At 35.2% G+C, this 17,204-nt stretch carries 17 protein-coding genes; 1 reads left to right on the plus strand and 16 read right to left on the minus strand.

Annotation, left to right across the window (positions count from 1 at the left end; translation table 11 throughout):
* From AB5Z01_RS12305 to AB5Z01_RS12380, 16 genes are all read right to left on the minus strand, one after another.
* Positions 1-119, minus strand: a 119-nt coding sequence (locus AB5Z01_RS12305; RefSeq protein WP_368365570.1) for a polysaccharide biosynthesis protein, incomplete at its 3' end; no start/stop codon positions are given.
* Between the two features lie 14 nt (positions 120-133).
* Positions 134-1,153, minus strand: coding sequence for a dTDP-glucose 4,6-dehydratase (rfbB, locus tag AB5Z01_RS12310; RefSeq protein ID WP_195221731.1), 1,020 nt, complete (start codon positions 1,151-1,153; stop codon positions 134-136).
* Between the two features lie 9 nt (positions 1,154-1,162).
* Positions 1,163-2,047: a glucose-1-phosphate thymidylyltransferase RfbA gene (gene rfbA / locus AB5Z01_RS12315; RefSeq protein WP_117893928.1), complete on the minus strand. Its 885-nt coding sequence runs from the start codon at positions 2,045-2,047 to the stop codon at positions 1,163-1,165.
* A gap of 15 nt (positions 2,048-2,062) precedes the next feature.
* A complete protein-coding gene (locus AB5Z01_RS12320) occupies positions 2,063-3,166 on the minus strand; it encodes a DegT/DnrJ/EryC1/StrS family aminotransferase (protein ID WP_368365569.1) in 1,104 nt (367 codons plus the stop codon).
* A gap of 137 nt (positions 3,167-3,303) precedes the next feature.
* On the minus strand, positions 3,304-4,344 hold the full coding sequence (locus tag AB5Z01_RS12325; RefSeq protein WP_195221729.1) for an ATP-grasp domain-containing protein: 1,041 nt from the start codon (positions 4,342-4,344) through the stop codon (positions 3,304-3,306).
* A gap of 13 nt (positions 4,345-4,357) precedes the next feature.
* Positions 4,358-4,849, minus strand: a complete 492-nt coding sequence (locus AB5Z01_RS12330) for a GNAT family N-acetyltransferase (protein ID WP_195221728.1) — start codon at positions 4,847-4,849, stop codon at positions 4,358-4,360.
* A 209-nt stretch (positions 4,850-5,058) separates the two neighbouring features.
* A complete protein-coding gene (locus tag AB5Z01_RS12335; RefSeq protein ID WP_332008803.1) occupies positions 5,059-5,328 on the minus strand; it encodes a hypothetical protein in 270 nt (89 codons plus the stop codon).
* An 11-nt stretch (positions 5,329-5,339) separates the two neighbouring features.
* Positions 5,340-6,341 (minus strand): hypothetical protein, encoded by a 1,002-nt coding sequence (locus tag AB5Z01_RS12340; protein ID WP_332008804.1) that lies wholly within the window; start codon positions 6,339-6,341, stop codon positions 5,340-5,342.
* Between the two features lie 5 nt (positions 6,342-6,346).
* Positions 6,347-7,588 (minus strand): glycosyltransferase family 4 protein, encoded by a 1,242-nt coding sequence (locus tag AB5Z01_RS12345; RefSeq protein WP_195221726.1) that lies wholly within the window; start codon positions 7,586-7,588, stop codon positions 6,347-6,349.
* Positions 7,589-7,592: 4 nt separating this feature from the next.
* Positions 7,593-9,026 (minus strand): oligosaccharide flippase family protein, encoded by a 1,434-nt coding sequence (locus AB5Z01_RS12350; protein WP_195221725.1) that lies wholly within the window; start codon positions 9,024-9,026, stop codon positions 7,593-7,595.
* Positions 9,027-9,036: 10 nt separating this feature from the next.
* Positions 9,037-10,491 carry an O-antigen polysaccharide polymerase Wzy gene (wzy, locus tag AB5Z01_RS12355; protein WP_332008807.1) on the minus strand — a complete coding sequence of 485 codons (1,455 nt, stop codon included), beginning with the start codon at positions 10,489-10,491 and terminating at the stop codon, positions 9,037-9,039.
* The gene (locus AB5Z01_RS12360; RefSeq protein ID WP_195221723.1) at positions 10,475-11,647 is read right to left on the minus strand and encodes a glycosyltransferase; all 1,173 of its coding nucleotides are present in this window, start codon (positions 11,645-11,647) and stop codon (positions 10,475-10,477) included. Before AB5Z01_RS12360 ends, wzy begins: the two co-directional genes overlap by 17 nt.
* A gap of 21 nt (positions 11,648-11,668) precedes the next feature.
* Positions 11,669-12,886, minus strand: a complete 1,218-nt coding sequence (locus AB5Z01_RS12365) for a glycosyltransferase family 4 protein (RefSeq protein WP_272125523.1) — start codon at positions 12,884-12,886, stop codon at positions 11,669-11,671.
* On the minus strand, positions 12,883-14,763 hold the full coding sequence (locus AB5Z01_RS12370) for a sugar transferase (RefSeq protein WP_287216242.1): 1,881 nt from the start codon (positions 14,761-14,763) through the stop codon (positions 12,883-12,885). Before AB5Z01_RS12370 ends, AB5Z01_RS12365 begins: the two co-directional genes overlap by 4 nt.
* Before the next feature lie 3 nt (positions 14,764-14,766).
* Complete coding sequence (locus AB5Z01_RS12375) at positions 14,767-15,264, minus strand: hypothetical protein (protein WP_287216241.1); 498 nt, start codon at positions 15,262-15,264, stop codon at positions 14,767-14,769.
* A 55-nt stretch (positions 15,265-15,319) separates the two neighbouring features.
* Positions 15,320-15,550: a hypothetical protein gene (locus AB5Z01_RS12380; protein ID WP_287216240.1), complete on the minus strand. Its 231-nt coding sequence runs from the start codon at positions 15,548-15,550 to the stop codon at positions 15,320-15,322.
* Positions 15,551-15,815: 265 nt separating this feature from the next.
* Between AB5Z01_RS12380 and xerC the strand changes: the two genes are divergently transcribed.
* Positions 15,816-16,886 (plus strand): tyrosine recombinase XerC, encoded by a 1,071-nt coding sequence (gene xerC / locus AB5Z01_RS12385; RefSeq protein ID WP_287216239.1) that lies wholly within the window; start codon positions 15,816-15,818, stop codon positions 16,884-16,886.
* Positions 16,887-17,204: the final 318 nt, after the last annotated feature.

Consider the following 17,204-nt stretch of genomic DNA (forward strand, 5'->3'; position numbering starts at 1 on the left):
TCTCTCGAAAATATTCTGATCTCTCCGATATCTGTTTCCAGAAATCTGTTTAATACTGCGTTTCCAAATGATCCCGTTCCTCCGGTTATCATTAGGGTTTTGTTTGTGAATAAAGACATGTTAACAAGCTCCTTTATCTATTCCCATACATCTTCTCATAATAATTCTGATACTCACCAGAAATGATAGTCTCCCACCATGTTCTGTTGTCAAGATACCACTTGATCGTTTTCTTTATTCCGTCCGCAAACTTTGTTTCTGGCAGCCAACCAAGTTCATTATGTATCTTAGTAGGGTCAATGGCATATCTCATATCATGACCCTTTCTGTCTGCAACATATGTGATCAGACTTTCAGGCTTGCCAAGCTCCTTGCATATCAGCTTTACAATATCAATGTTCTTCATCTCATTGTGACCGCCTACATTATACACTTCGCCGACAGTACCCTTATGTATGATAAGGTCGATAGCTTTGCAATGATCTTCAACATACAGCCAATCACGAACATTCTCGCCCTTGCCATAAACAGGCAGAGGCTTATCATTCAGTGCATTTGCAATCATGAGAGGGATAAGCTTCTCAGGAAAATGATATGGGCCATAGTTATTTGAACAACGGCTGATAGTTACCGGCAGACCATAAGTTCTGTAATAAGCCAACACAAGAAGATCTGCACTTGCTTTTGAAGAACTATACGGACTGCTTGTATGTATCGGTGTGTTCTCGGTAAAAAACAGATCAGGTCTGTCTAGCGGAAGGTCTCCGTATACTTCGTCTGTTGACACCTGATGATAACGCTGTATTCCATACTTTCGGCAAGCGTCCATAAGCACAGAAGTTCCGATTATATTTGTTCTAAGGAAAACCTCAGGATCTTCGATTGACCTGTCAACATGGCTTTCCGCTGCAAAATTTACAACTATATCAGGATTTTCTTCTTCAAAAAGCTTATTCACACCATCGCGGTCACAAATATCAAGCTTTACAAATCTGAAATTAGGATTATCCATTACAGGTGCAAGTGTCGAAAGATTTCCTGCATATGTAAGCTTATCAAGACAAATGATCCTGTAATCAGGATATTTATTCAACATATGAAATATAAAGTTTGAGCCTATAAAGCCGGCACCGCCAGTTACTATTATTGTCATATTATCACCTTAAAAAATAATTCTGTCTTCCGCAACTCTTCTCAGATGTTCACCATACGGAGATTTTCCGTATTCTTCTGCCGTTTTCAACAACTGCTCTTTTGTTATCCATTTCTCATAGTAAGCGACTTCCTCAGGTGCCGAAATAACAACGCCCTGTCTGCTCTGAACGGTCTGAACAAAAACTGACGCTTCCATAAGGCTTTCCATTGTTCCTGTATCGAGCCATGCAAAACCTCTTCCTAAAAGCTGTACTTTTAGATTACTGTCATCAAGATAAAGGCGATTAAGATCAGTGATCTCAAGCTCACCTCTTGCAGACGGTTTCACCTGCTTAGCTTTCTGGCTTACTCCGCTAGGATAGAAATACAAGCCGGTTATAGCATAATTTGATTTTGGATTTTGTGGCTTTTCTTCGACAGAAATGGCCTTGCGCTGATTATCAAACTCTACAATACCAAATCTCTCAGGATCTTTTACATAATACCCGAATATTGTTGCATTTCCATTTTCAGCCTCAGCAACTGCATCACGGAGGTTTTTTCTGAACCAGCCACCATAGAAGATATTATCTCCCAAGATCATTGCACAAGAATCATCTCCGATGAACTCTTCTCCAATGAGAAAAGCCTGTGCCAATCCGTCTGGGCTAGGCTGAACAGCATAAGACAAATTAAGACCCATGCTTGACCCATCGCCTAGCAGTTCTTCAAAGCGTGGCGTATCTGTAGGAGTTGAGATAATAAGTATATCTCTTATACCCGCAAGCATAAGTGTGGAAAGCGGATAAAATATCATTGGTTTATCGTACACCGGCAACAACTGCTTTGATGTTACTCGTGTTAGCGGATAAAGTCTAGTGCCTGATCCACCTGCCAGAATTATTCCTTTCATGTTGTCTCCTCTCAATTACTTCAAAATGATATCACATATCCTATCAACATCATAAAGTGACAAATCAGCATAAAGCGGCAAAGTCAATACTCTTTCGCTTATATCAAGTGCCACAGGAGTTTCTGCGGTGTCATATTTGCCATTAAAAGCAGGTGATGCACTTGTAAGAGGGTAAAAATATTTTCTTGCGCCTATATCATTTTCTGCAAGCTTGTCCATTACTTCGTTACGGCTTGCCCCAAACACCTTTTCATCGAAAACAACAGGAAAATACGCATAATTTGATTTTACATCTGGCTGAGGTTGACACAATTTAATGCCCTCTATATTTTCAAGATGGCTGCGATATCTCTCAACAACAGCCTTGCGTTTTAGTATCTCTGAATCAAAGTGTCTTAAATTACAAATTCCCATAGCCGCCTGAAACTCGTTCATTTTGGCATTTCCGCCTATGTAAGCGACCTCTTCAGGACCATGGATACCAAAATTTTTAAGATCGTTCAATTTCTGAACAAGGCTGTCATCATGATAACAAACCGCTCCGCCCTCAATAGTGTTGAACACTTTCGTAGCATGGAAGCTGAACATTGACGCATAGCCAAAGCAAGCGCTTGACTTTCCCTTATACTCCACGCCAAAAGCATGAGCTGCGTCGTAGATCACTTTTAAGTCATGCTTCTTGGCAATCCTTTCAATCTCCTCTACATCGCACATATTTCCATAAACATGAACAGGAACGATCGCACAAGTTTTGTCAGTTATCAGATCCTCGATTTTCGTAACATCTATCGTATAGTCATCTGAATTGATATCACAAAACACTGGTTCAAGTCCATTTCTAACAATGGCGTGTGTTGTTGATGCAAACGTAAATGGAGTTGTTATTACTTCACTGCCTTTTGGAAAATTGAAAGATGCGATCACATTTTCAAGTGCAAGGTGACCGTTAGTATACAATGTAACGTGTGGCACGCCAAGCATTTCTTCCAGTTTTGCCTGAAGTTCTTTATGTTTCTTTCCCATGTTGGTCAGCCAATGGCTATCCCAAAGTTCCTTTATTTCTTCACAGTATTCCTCATAGTCTGGCATTGAGGAACGGGTGACGAGAATTTTGCCCATAATAATCGCACTCCTAGCTTATAAATATCATATTTTATCTACAAAATTTCAGCAAAACATCCATGAAGTTAACTGATTGCAAAAAGTTCTGCTTAATCACTTACAACAAGCAATCATCCAACAGTTCCTTGCAAAAGTTATTTTTTTACATGATCATTTTCACACATATATTCGGAGATATCCAGCATGGAAATATCCTTTTGAGCCAATACTCCTATCTTTGCGCTAAGATACTCCTCAGGTTTATTACTCAGCCAATTAATAATTGTCTTTGGTAAATTAACACCTGCAATATGACTAAATGGATAACCGCCTCCAAATCTTGCATTCAATTCCAGAACATATATGTCATTATTAGCAGTAACGAAAATATCACAATCAAGATTAGCTATATGTTTTAATGCAAAAGATAAATTCTCACCTACTGATTTAATTCTATTATCATCAACAATTAGAGCGCAATCCGTTTCACCTGAACGCATCGCATATTTCATTCTAACAATAGTATTTTTGTAATTGCAATTTAAATCATTGATTACATCCAATCCATACTCTTGACCTTTAATCATTTGTTGAATCAAGACTGCTTTATCCAAGTCTTGATTTGATTCATACTTAAGATATGACGAGAGTATATCTCTCTTGACTTTTTCATAAAAGACATTTAGTTCCTCAATATTGTCTGCAACATACACCCCGATAGAACCCATGCCCCAACGAGGTTTCACAATTACAGGAAATTCAATTTTCATATTATTGTAATCTTCATAAAAGGTTTCTTTTTTGATATATGTAAGAGGTGCATTAAAGCCATTATTAATTAAGAAATTATACGTATTCCACTTATCATTACAAATCTCGATAACTTTGGGATCAGATACAATAACCTCTATACCATTATCCTTAAATTCTTTTTTGTGACATGATAAAACGTATAGGTCAATATCAAAAAGAGATATTATTGCTTTAATATCATATTCTTTACAGTAGTTTAATAAGAATGGAATATAGTTTTCATCATATATAAGTGGTGTAACAATATGATAATCAGCATAAGTAAAAGCCGGAGACACAGGAGAACTGTTTCCAACATGAACAAAACCATCTCCATTTAAAGCTTCACGAAAATACTTAACCAAATATCCTCTTCTTCCAGCTGATGTAAGCAAAATATTCATATACCTGTCCACCTCAATTTAAATAATATACCAAATGTGCATCATTTGGCCTTTCTTCATCTTCAACTTGCCATTCTACAAATCCAATTTTCTTGTATAAATTCATCGCTCTAACATTGCTTGGTACTGCATAGAGGTGAATACCTTTCAAATGCATTTGTTTACATATATCTACAAATTTTTCAAGGAGAAACTTAGCGTATCCTTTACCTCTACATTCAAGAGACGAAGCCACAATGGATATATACGCCATTTTACCTGTGGTATTTTCCACGTATCCAGCAACTAGAGAACTTACCACGTTATTTTCTATAACAGCGCATATAGTCGCATGACATTTAAGCTTCTCTGCATACTCTTTCAAATCTACTTTAGACGAAAGATGTATTGGAAAATCTCTATCAACTTTATTTAAAAAGGAATATATTTGAGTAACATCTATTTCTGATTCTATGCGTAATAATTCATTATCAATATCGCTAAAAACCTCACTGCTTATTGCCAAATTAATTCATCTACTTTCTAACTTTTTTCAACATACATACAATATACTGATAGCTCTCAATGCGAAATATTTTCGCACCTATCCAATAGACAACTATTTCCAGTGAAACCTGTATCAAAAATGTTAATAGAGAACTTAAATTGAATATCACAACAGAATAAACTATTGCCCCCATTAGCACCGATAATCCAATTTGCGGAAGCATGTCTTTAACTTGTTCCAAATATTAATATCCAAGTAAAAGTCAAGAATGCTAGATCAGATGCATATGCAACTATTCCATCAATCTTTTCATTTTCAGCAATCTGAAGAATCTTTTCTTTATCTGTTGTACTATCTAAATAAAACTTATCAGCAACATACTGACCGGGATTATCAGTAAGATAATCGCACAGAATCGTATAATATCCAAGTTTTTTTGCATTTTCTATAGCTATTACCTGTTGTGCTGAACCTCCAAGCAATAATAATTTTTTCATTATAAAATCCTTCATTTCTCAATTTGTATATTACGTTTTAACTTTTTCTTAAGTAGCATCATATCACCTGAAGCAAGTATCCTAACAAATCTCTCAAACTTCCGATAAAAATTAATTATTGAATAATTATACCCCATTATCCGATTTCTTTTCTTTTCATATTTAACATCAGGAATAACGTAATCATTAATCTTTAAAGGAAAATCCACATCATATACTTTACTATTAAACACTTTTCTTATTCCCCTAGGCAATTTATTTATTTCTGCAGAATGCGAGGAATTACCAGTTGCACCAATATTACTTATCATGTTCTTTTGTGGAATAATTTGCAATCTGTTCTGCGAATACATATTAAATTCTATCCAAAACTCATTTCCTGCAACATGGCCCTCATACGTAGACTGCTTCGCATATGCATTAAGACGCCGCCATGCAATCCTATTGTGTTTAGTCCTACACTTTAGCAAATTCATTGTATATGCACTTTCTCCATAAGAAAAATCTCCATATTGCATGTATCTATTTCTCCACGTTGCTATTCCCCAAATTGAACCCTGTCTTGAAAAGAAATAATCAGAATCAACATCTTCATAAACTCCAAGATGGTTAAAACCACAAATACATTCTATCCGCATATCATCCTTATATTTTTCTAGCAATTCAGCGCAAAATCGAAAATAAGACACAGATGGTATGTGATCATCTTCTAACAAGATACACCGATCTACAGTTTTCCATATTAAACTATAGGTTTTCTTTGCCATACTATAGAGCCCATTATTTTTTTCTTCATAAAGTCTGTATACTTGACAATCCCAATCAATACCTTCATCTATCATCTTTCGGTTGGCATATATAGCTTGCCACTCTTCGTCATTTCTTCCACCGTCAGACTGTATAAATAAAATACTTGGTCTTGCTTTCTTTATCACTTCAAATTGTCTTCTCTGACACTCTGGCCTGATCCAAATATTGATCCTCACAGGTACATCAACTAAATACTTCTCCACTTATATCATGCCTCTCCTAGTATTTCTCCGATAGCCCTAACTGCATTGCAACCATAGTGTTCCCAAGTATGTTTTAATGCCAACTCGTGTGCTTCTAAACCCATTTCTTCTATTTTATCACTATGATCTACAAACCATTTCATAGCATTATACAAGGCGTCTTGATTCGATACAGGCACTATTTTTCCCTCGACACCTTCAACAATTAAATCATTTACACCAGAATTTTCACTAACAATAATAGGTAATCCGCAACTCATTGCCTCAATACCTACCTGTGCCAACCCCTCTCCTAAAGAAGGTAGAACAAATACGTCACTTTCGTTATATAGATTAACTAATTCATCTTGTAAAACGAAACCATCAAAATAAATATTAGCATTGTTTCTATATTTATTTATGAGTTTGTCATTCTCGTTATATTTACCAACAATATGAAGATTAGCTCTATCTGGATCAATTCTTGCGAAAGCAGGCAATAGATGTTGTATGCCTTTTCGACGGTTAACCAACCCAACAAATATAAAATTAACTTTATCAGTCCGGCTATATTCTTTTAATTTGAATTTTGATACATCTACCCCATATGGAACTATTTTTATTTTATTTTCATCCGCACCATAATACATTAAACTTTTCTTTACAAAACTTGATCCAACCAAAAAACCATCTGCCTTATACACCCTTGACGGTATTGTAGACTCTACATTCCATGTTGCTGACTGTTCAATCTTTGTATAAATATCGCCTGTAATGTTTATATCATTATTAAGCACATTTTTTACATACTGATCCAACGGTGTTGGTACGTCTATAATCACTTTTACATTTGGACAATATTTTTCTTTTAATCTAAAATGTTTATCTGAAACGCCACCAAAAAAAACGATTGCATCTGGTTTGGTCTTTTTTGCAAGTTTTATTGTTTTCTTATATACATTATAATGTATATTCTTTTCTAATCGTCGAGTTATTGCGGCTCTAGGCACAATGCGTATTAGTAGCAAATATAACAAACCTCGTAATTCGCAATACTGCAACACATTTTCATCAAAAACCAGAGACTTTCGTGTCAAAAAGCGTTTTTTATTATCACCTTTCAAAAGATTTCCAACACGATTAGTCCACGAATTGTCACGATTATAAACCGTTGTTATATAATACTGCAACATATCATTTTGCTTTAGAGCCTCAGCCAACCTATAAGAGTGTTGTTTGCCAGGGTGGACAACTATTATTTTTTTCATATACTCACCTTTTAAATTTTTTTTGTATTACTGATATTAAATTAAAAAACGTTTTATCTTTAGTTATCATACATAATCCAAAGTAAATAACAACACCAACAAAAACCTGGATAATATTTGTCATAGGAGTAGCCTCCATGCCTGATGTTAATGACACTATCGCTATGAACATTATTACAGCAAATAACAAGTACTTAATACTCGAATATAACAAACCCGGAAGTTTCACCTGCTTACAAAGATAAACATATTGCACAATTGCACATACAGCACTACTTATTAAGGTTGCAACTGCCGCACCATATAGACCATAATGTGGAATCAATAATGCATTTATTATGATATTTCCAATACATGCAGTCACTTGAGCTTTTAATAATATACCTATTTGATTTGTTGCAGTAAAATATTGGTTTCCCGAAATTCCAGTCAACGTGTTGGTAATTATTATTGGAGAAATAATATTGATCACTGTTATTGACGAAAAAAATTCACGACCTAAATACCAAGGTATTAATTTCATTGAAATGGCAACCATTCCTAATGATAGTGGAAATGCTAAAAACAATGAAATTCTTGCCGCCTTGTTTAATAGTATTGATATGTTGTGTTCTCTTCCATTAGCAAACTCATTAGCTAACCGTGGCATCATAACAGTGCTTAATACAGTAATAAATGACAATGGAATTGTTACAATTTTCTCAGCATAATCATATTGTGCAACTTGTGCTGTATTACTTCCTAACCACTCTATCATTATTTTATCACATTGCAAATATATAGTAGCTGCCATTCCTGGAAGAAAGAGCATAAAAGATCCATATATATCATCCTTTACATTTGATAAAATAAATTTTGGTTTCCCAACATATCTTTTAAGCTGAGAATATGCTAACAGATTGGCAAATAGTATGGAACCACCTTGAATAAATATGTATATGCCGACATCACTTGTATCATTTACAAATATAAAAATCATTGCAGTTGCAAATAGTTTCAGAAAAATATTTTTTAGCACCGCCCATTTCATATCTTCAACGCCTACAAAGAGCCATGTACAATCCACAACATATCCAAGTAAATAGGTATAATACAAAAAGAAATAAAAATAATATCTGCCATTAAGCAAAACAACAATAACATATACAAACGTTGCAAAAACACCTATAAAAGCCCTAATAGACATTATACGCCAAAATGTACTATCTAATTTCTCCTTATCATCTCTAACATAAGCAATTTGCCTATTACCATAACCGAATAACCCCAACATAGCAAATGTTGTTATCAACGAAACCAAAGAGTTTACATAAGAATAAATACCTGTTCCCTTTGCACCTAAAACTCTAACAACATAAGGAGCAGTCACAAGAGGAACTATTATTGAAATGATTTGATAAATTAAATTATATATATAGTTTTTTGCAATTTTGCCCATCTAAACACTCCTAGTCAGAAATCCGTTCTATTCGCCTCACAATTATAATCGGGATAATTGAAAACACTAGATACCAAAAGTTACTTGGAAAATAACCTCGGATTATTAACTGTAAATTTGAGCCTAACAATACAGAGTATAGAATAATATCCAAACCATCTTGGCTTTTTTTATATCTATCTTTTACATATCTTGCATACACTCCATAAATACTCATAAACAATATCACACCTACTATACCAAAAGCGTAATAATACTCTCCTAAATTAGGATAAGCCTGCCCCGTCCCCTCTAAAGACAAACCAATTATCTCACTCAAGTCAACTCCAGCAGCAGATGCTAATTTTGCTGGCCAAATTATTCTAGGAATCATCATTATTAGCGTACCAATTATCATTTGTCTACCATAGACATAAGAATACACAGATGGAATTTTGCCAACCATACCATGATAATTATGATAGATTCTGAAATTATCCCACACAGTAGCGTCGATTGCTTTATCCAAAGTTTCAAAACTTATTATCGATAAATCCATTCCAGATCCAGATCTTATAGAATCCCTAAATACGGTCATGGTTAAAACTGGGATTGCAACAACAATCAAAAAAAAGGCAACAACACTAAGTTTAGGTCTTTTATTGTGTTTCAAATAGTAGTAAGAGAAAAAAGTAATTGCTATTTGAATAACAAAAAAACGAAAACCTCTTGCAACCTGAAGAATAACCATTGGAACAAACATTAACACTTTTAAAAATTTACTTTTGCCATATTCAAAATATAATAGCGTTGCAGCTGGAGTACAATATGACAACATAGAAATAAATCCTATTGAGCTTGTTGTTTTCTGTATATTATTTCCTCCGCCAGCCATACCTAAGGTAAGTATGTACAATAAACTATTCCCACTAACCTTAACAAGATAAAATATATTTGCTGATAAAGAAACAAAATAAACAAGAAGTATAACTAGGATAATTATGCTACGATTTCGTATAATTATGTTATTACAAATAGTAGGCCTAATTATTTGTGTATTATACGGTTTTGAGTGGAATTTAAAACATCTAGCATATACGATATAGAAACAAACGTACCCCAAAAAAGCTATGCATGAAGATTTTACACCATAAGAGAATAAATCATACCCATACCATGTATACTTTCCTACCGAAATATCATACAAAGGTACAAAAAAATACAAAGCAATGTAAAGCAATCCAATAATTACAATTGGATCAAATATGTCCAAATCATCCATAAGATAAAGTCTAACCAACATTGCTACAGACAAAATCAAAAAGAACGCATTTACAATATAATTTTTAACATACAACGATTCCGCGAAAGATGGGAAAACGCATATTACATACAATACTATAAACAACAAAAAAAGCAAAACCTTTATAACTTTTTTTAAACTATTATATTTTTTATAATTTCTCATATTACACTCTATATACATCTACATAACGCATCAACAATATTTTGCTACTGAAATCAGTACGATTTAAAATTGACTTAAACAATGCGGAAATAGTTTTGGATAAATTATCCAGATTATTTTTCTTAATAACTACACCATTCGGACATGCACTCTCCACACTTCCCCCCGTATCATAAGTAATAACAGGAGTACCACAAGCCTGAGCCTCAAGATTTACCGTCGGGTAATTATCCTCATAAGTCAAATTCAAGAATACATCAGCCGCAGTATAGATCTCAGCCAACTCGACCGCACTGTTCGTCCTTGATATCTTTATAATGTTGTCAGGCACTTCCTTTATCTGCTTTTCAGATAAACCGACAAGTACGATTTTATAATCATCATCAAGCATTTTTGACAACTTAACAAAATCATTTAATCCCTTGCGTTCGTCCCAAACAGCAGCTACACCAAGAAGAACTTTTTTATCTTCAATATGATATCTCTTCCTAAAATCACTTGGTGTCGGTTTGAAGATACTTGTATCAATACCATTATTTATAACTTCAACAGGATAATCTTTCAAAAATGACTCTTTGACCAATCCCGCCAACCATTTTGACGGAGTAACCAAAGTCATATTTTTTACTCCAGTAAAGGCTGACTTTTTTCTTTTGAAATTAGTTTCAACATTGCCGTTGAAATTACAAGTAGGGTAACTCTTAAGTTGAGGACAACACTTACACTGCGTCTTCCATTTATCACAATTTGCAGCAGTAAAATATGCACAATGCCCTGTAAATGCCCAACAGTCATGCAATGTCCAGATAACTTTCATCTGCGGTCTTGACTTTATCCAGTCAAAAAGCATTTCAACATTTATGTAATATCCATGGATATTATGCAAATGCAGGATATCAGGATCATACTTATCTGTCCACTTCAAAAAATCAGCAGTGGCTTTCTTTGAGCCAAATCCATGAGTATCAAACAGCCTCGTTTGAATCGCATGGATCTTATTATCAATATCAGTTCCGATCCTAACGGCATACTTCTGATATTTTTCCGGCACCGTTTCTCTGCCGTAGGCAATCTTCACCTCATACCCATTTTCAACAAGCACTTCTGCAAGGTCAGTGCAAATTCGTCCCGTACTGCGTATCCCGCATACGGAATTTATCATTAATACTTTCACACATTCATCCTCTTGTATAAGTCATATAAAATATTTCTCAATTTGATCCATAAGCATATTCTTATCAAAATGTTTCTCAAAATAATGTCGGCTCTTGATACTCATGTCATTCAAATCAGCGTTCATCATCTCTTTTATCATTTTGCTAAGTTCTATGTGATCTCCGATTGCACTGCATACGCCACAATCCGCCTCTGAAATTATCCTTTTAGTTTCGCCTTGTGCAGATGCAATGATAGGCATTCCACAAGCCATGTAACTTTGCAATTTTGCTGGTATTGTTTTAGTCCAAAGTGGATCATCCTGAAATGATAAAAAAGCGGCATCACAAGCACACAATAATCCCGGTATTTTTTCGGCAGGCTGTCTCGGTATCATAACAAACTTATCCACAACGTCATTTTTCCTGACCTCATCATTAAAGGCATCCAAATAACGTCCGTCACCCACCATGACAAACTTAACATTAACATCTTTAAGCAAAACTGCCGTTTTAGGAAGAATTTGCAGTCCCTGAGCCGTGCCAATATTGCCTGTAAAAATTATTTTAAAGCTATCATCATTTGGTATTTCACTGATGCATTTTTCATCGCATGGCTTATAAAAATCCTCTGCATACTGAGGCCAATAATGAACTTTTTTTCTATCAACTCTTACATTTCTTTCACATATTGCATCTACAAAGCTCGGACTTGTCGCAAAAATCTGATCTGTGTTTTTGTATATGTAATCGACCATTTTATCAATTGGTTTTATTATCAACGGATTAGAAACACCTGTAACTGTAATAACATTCTCAGGCCAAAGATCCTGCACATAAAGATAGTGAGGAACTTTTAGTCTTTTTGCAAAACTAATACCTGCAAGCACCTGCGTCATTGGAGACACTTCAAAAGAAAATACATAGTCCGCTTTTATGCGTTTAAACTTGCCTGCTAACACACCTGAAACCATGAATGACAAATAATTTATCATCATACCAATAGATGATGACCCACGAGGAATCAATGGTATGCGATAAATTTCGATATTATTCCATATTTCATGACGTTTCTTTGTAAGACCATATCCGTCATACGTTTTGCCCATAGGATAATTGGGAATTCCGGTTACAACTGTAACTTTATATCCTCGCTTTACCCATTCCTGACACATATCATTAATACGGAATGATTCAGGGTAAAAATACTGAGAAACAACTAATATATGCTTTTTAGTGTAACTATCACGCACATTCACGTGTGGCTCTCCTTATCAGAAGGTTCTCTGCTATTTCCGTTATTTCTTTCTGTTTTGACTACACTCTCACTTAACGAAGTCGTCTGATACTTAATTCCCTCATAATCAGACACCTCATGCTCATAACAACTATTTCCAAACGCCTTATTAACGAGCCCGCCCATCTTTCCAGGCATTTTGCTGCCAATAAACACTGCCGGTCTAAAGATTTTCAGCGTTCTTATTTTCTTTCCACTGACATCTGCGATCTTTTTTACCATATCGCTTGTTTTTGTCCACTCAGCATTTTGAGGCATAAAAACTGTTGCGTTCTCTTTTATATCGCTTACCAGCATTATCTGACACAGAAATTCACAGAGATTATCTATGTGAAGCATACTGCGCTTGTTATCAACATCTGGGAAAACAGGGAGCTTTTTAGCAAGCTTTGCAAGTGTAGGATAGTTTCCTTTACTGCCCTTACCATAGATCATAGGTGTACGGATAACCAAAACTTTGAAACTATCGTCCGCAAAAGATCTAACGGCAACATCAGCCTGAAGTTTTGAATCACCATAAAAATTCGCTGCCTTTGGTACTGTGTGTTCATCAATAATTTTATCTTTTCCATAAGGCGCAGAATCGCCATACACTATCATTGATGACATAAATATAAATTCTTTTACGCCCTCTGACTTTGCTTTTTTGCAAACTTCAACGGCTAAGTCAGTATTTACAGCATAATATTTTTCCTTAGTAGAGTCATCAACACTGCCTACGTCTGCGTGTGCAAGACCTGCAACATGATACACAATGTCAAATTTAGAAAAATCTTTTTTCTTCCAATCAGGATCAAGCATATCAAGAGTTTCGATATCCAGTGCTGAATAGTGTTCTTCAGCATACTTCTTGAAACTTTCACCAATATATGACCCTGCACCAGTGATAAGCACTTTCTTCTTAGTTTCTGTATCAACAGTTACAGGCTCTCCAAAGCCAATATGACCTATTAGCTCTTCATCACTTTTTCCGTCTGTATAATGGCGACCTACCTTAGAGATCTCACCCGTTCCGCCCTCAACAACAGAATCATCCTTACCAAACACATGAAGCGAGCCGAGAAAAACCTTAGCGTCCATTATCGGACCAAGTTTTCTAACATACTCGCCGTCAAGCTTAGCTTTTTCAGGTATCTCAAGCTCGTCACGGCCATTTATCTGCGCCCAGCCTGTAAGGCCAGGCTTTACGTCATTTGCGCCGTATTTGTCCCTTTCCGCAGTAAGCAGATCCTGATTCCAAAGTCCCGGACGAGGCCCTATTACAGACATATTGCCTACGAAAATATCCCAGATCTGCGGAAGCTCATCAAGGCTATGTGCCCTTATAAACTTGCCGACCTTGGTTATGTACTGATCAGGATTGTCGAGCATATGCGTAGGCACATCATGGGGCGTACACATTTTCATAGATCTGAATTTATGGAGCTTAAAATACTTTTTATTCTGCCCTACTCTTTTCTGAGTAAAAAATACAGGACCCGGATCTTCGATTTTTATTGCTAAAGCTGTCAAAGCGAAAACAGGACTAAGAACAACAAGTCCTCCAAAAGAAAGCACAATGTCAATGCCTCTCTTTATGTATCTTTCGTAAAAGCCTGGCTTGTGGTCGCAATCACCTATAGCCTCGAGGTGACCTCTTATGCCGTCAGCATTTTCCTTATCATTCTCGTCTTCCACAAAAATGACCTTTTTACCCTCAAGAGGATTTTTCTGCTCAGGCTCATTATCATAAACAGTATCTCTTTTTTTACGCTTTGACACGATACTGAGTATTGCAAAAGCCACAGCTAAAACAGCCACAGACTTTCCTATAAATCTTTTGACTTTTTTCTTATCCATACTCTACTTCTCTCCAGTAAAAACCAATCCGTAATCAACTTTAATGCCTTTAGGCACAATAACACCCGATGCTATGATTGCTCCACAATTTATATGACAAGTATCTTCTACAACACTGTTGTGATTTACAACCGCTCCAGCAGAAATATAACATCCGTCGCCAATTCTGACATCAGTATATATGACCGCTTTGGGTTCAATCACACAGCCACTCCCAATCGTTGCTGTAGGTGAAATATATGCGTCAGGGTGAATAATCGTTGCAAGCTCATATCCACACTGCTTTAACAAAGTCAGATATTTTTCTCGCACATCTGCCTTACCGATCGCCACTATCGCAATTTTATACTCACTTACCCACTTTGAAATATTGTTTGTACTGTCAATAGCGACAGCATTGTTATCATCTAAGAAATCAATTTTGTCAAACCGACCAGTTGCCTGAGCTATCTCTCTGACAACCATGCCATACTGTCCTGCACCTATAATTAAAAAATTCAAACTTTATTCTCCAATATTGATATTACATTTATACTTCAAGTCATAACCATATCACCTAAAAGAACCCAACGTCCTTATCCTGACACCAATCAGTGCTGTTTATATCAGCCTCTTTCAGAACAATGATTATTCTTTCATTCTCTGCATAGATCATATCAATAACATATCTCTTATCAAATTGAGCTTTTGATAATTCAATACCTGAACAGTACTCAAGCTTTTGATCACCTGTGCAGACAACTATTTCAGAACTGATCTCTTTTACTATCGGGTCGATCTTGTACATTGCCAGTTATCCCCTTTTCGTCAAATCCTCTATTTTACGAAAAAAGCTTGTCATAATAATATGCACTTTAAAATCGAAAATATAGGATATATAATTTAATAACAGATGCACATAAGCTCAAAAGTAAATTTTGTTTACCTATGTTATTATACACCTTATTACTGTATTTGTCAATAAGTATGAACAAAAAATGTAGAAATAGAATTAAAAACAGCAAAACTTACAATATATATGAAAAAACTTACTGAAATTTGGAGGGTTTAAGATGAATTATCGAAATGTTTATCTCAGAAAAGACGGAAGATATGAGGGAAGGGTATTTTGGGATACCTCAGGATCAAAACGAAAATATCATGCTTTTTTCGGCAAAACGCAAGATGAAATAATTGCAAAGATGAAAAAATATCACATTGATCTTATATCTAAAACGCAAATAAGAAAAACATTCACAGAAGTGTATGAGGAATGGTTTGGCACTGTCACAATACGCATAAAAGAATCAACCGCTGCAAATTATATTTTAAAAGCTGACAAACATATTCTGCCTTTCTTTGGGCAGAAACGTATATGTAAAATAACCAATGACGATATATATGATTTTATCAGAAGAAAACAGCAGGAAAATCTCTCGAATCGTTATATTACTGACATTTTAGTTCTTATGAAATCTATTTTCAAATATGCGTATAAAACTTATAAGATAGATAATATCATGGACGGTATTGTAATGCCGAAGAAACACAGAGTTGAAATAAGAATATTGAATGACGATGAAGACAAAAAGCTGTGTGATATACTGGCTCAAAAGAATGATCTTACATCTATAGGAATTTATCTTTCAAGAGTAACGGGTTTACGAATAGGTGAACTTTGTGCCTTAAAATGGGGAAACATTGACATTGAACAGGGTATCATAAGTGTGAATAAGACTTTGCAAAGAATACAAGTAAAGAATGGGCTATGCAAAACTAAGCTTATGCTTGGAGAACCGAAAAGCGAGTCTTCAAAAAGAAAAATTCCCATTCCAAAATGTGTTTTAGAGCTTTTGAAAAACAACAGAGGAGATAATGATAATTACATACTTTCTAACAAGAAAAAGCCAATAGAACCAAGGACGATACAATATAGGTTTGCCAAGATTTTAAAAAACGGAAATTTGCCGTCAGTACATTTTCATGCTATAAGGCATTTCTTTGCCACAAATTGTATAAAGCTCGGCTTTGATGTAAAAGCTTTGTCAGAAATACTGGGACATAGTAATGTAAGTATTACACTTGATCGCTATGTTCACTCGTCTTTTGAGCAGAAAGCGGAATATATGAATCGAATAAGATAAATTATAGAATTGCAACTTGATAATTGAATATTTTCGTAAAATAGAGGATTTGACGAAATTCGACAGAGCAAAGCTTAAAAAGGATCGTAAAATAGTTATTTATAGTTATACGAATAACGTAATTTTGCCGTCAAAATCACATCATGATGAATCATAACATAACAAAATAAAAAAAGCTCTTAGATTGTTCCTGTGATCTAAGAGCTTTTCTGCTATAGCAAAAAAATCGACGGCACTCACACTGATATAATCCCCTTAGAGTAGACACATGAAATAATAAAATGGTGTAACTCTAAAGGGGGTTATTTTATGTCAAAG

Origin of the sequence: Ruminococcus sp. RTP21359st1_H3_RTP21359_211015, assembly GCF_040909065.1 — a bacterium.
GTDB lineage: Bacteria > Bacillota > Clostridia > Oscillospirales > Ruminococcaceae > Hominimerdicola > Hominimerdicola aceti.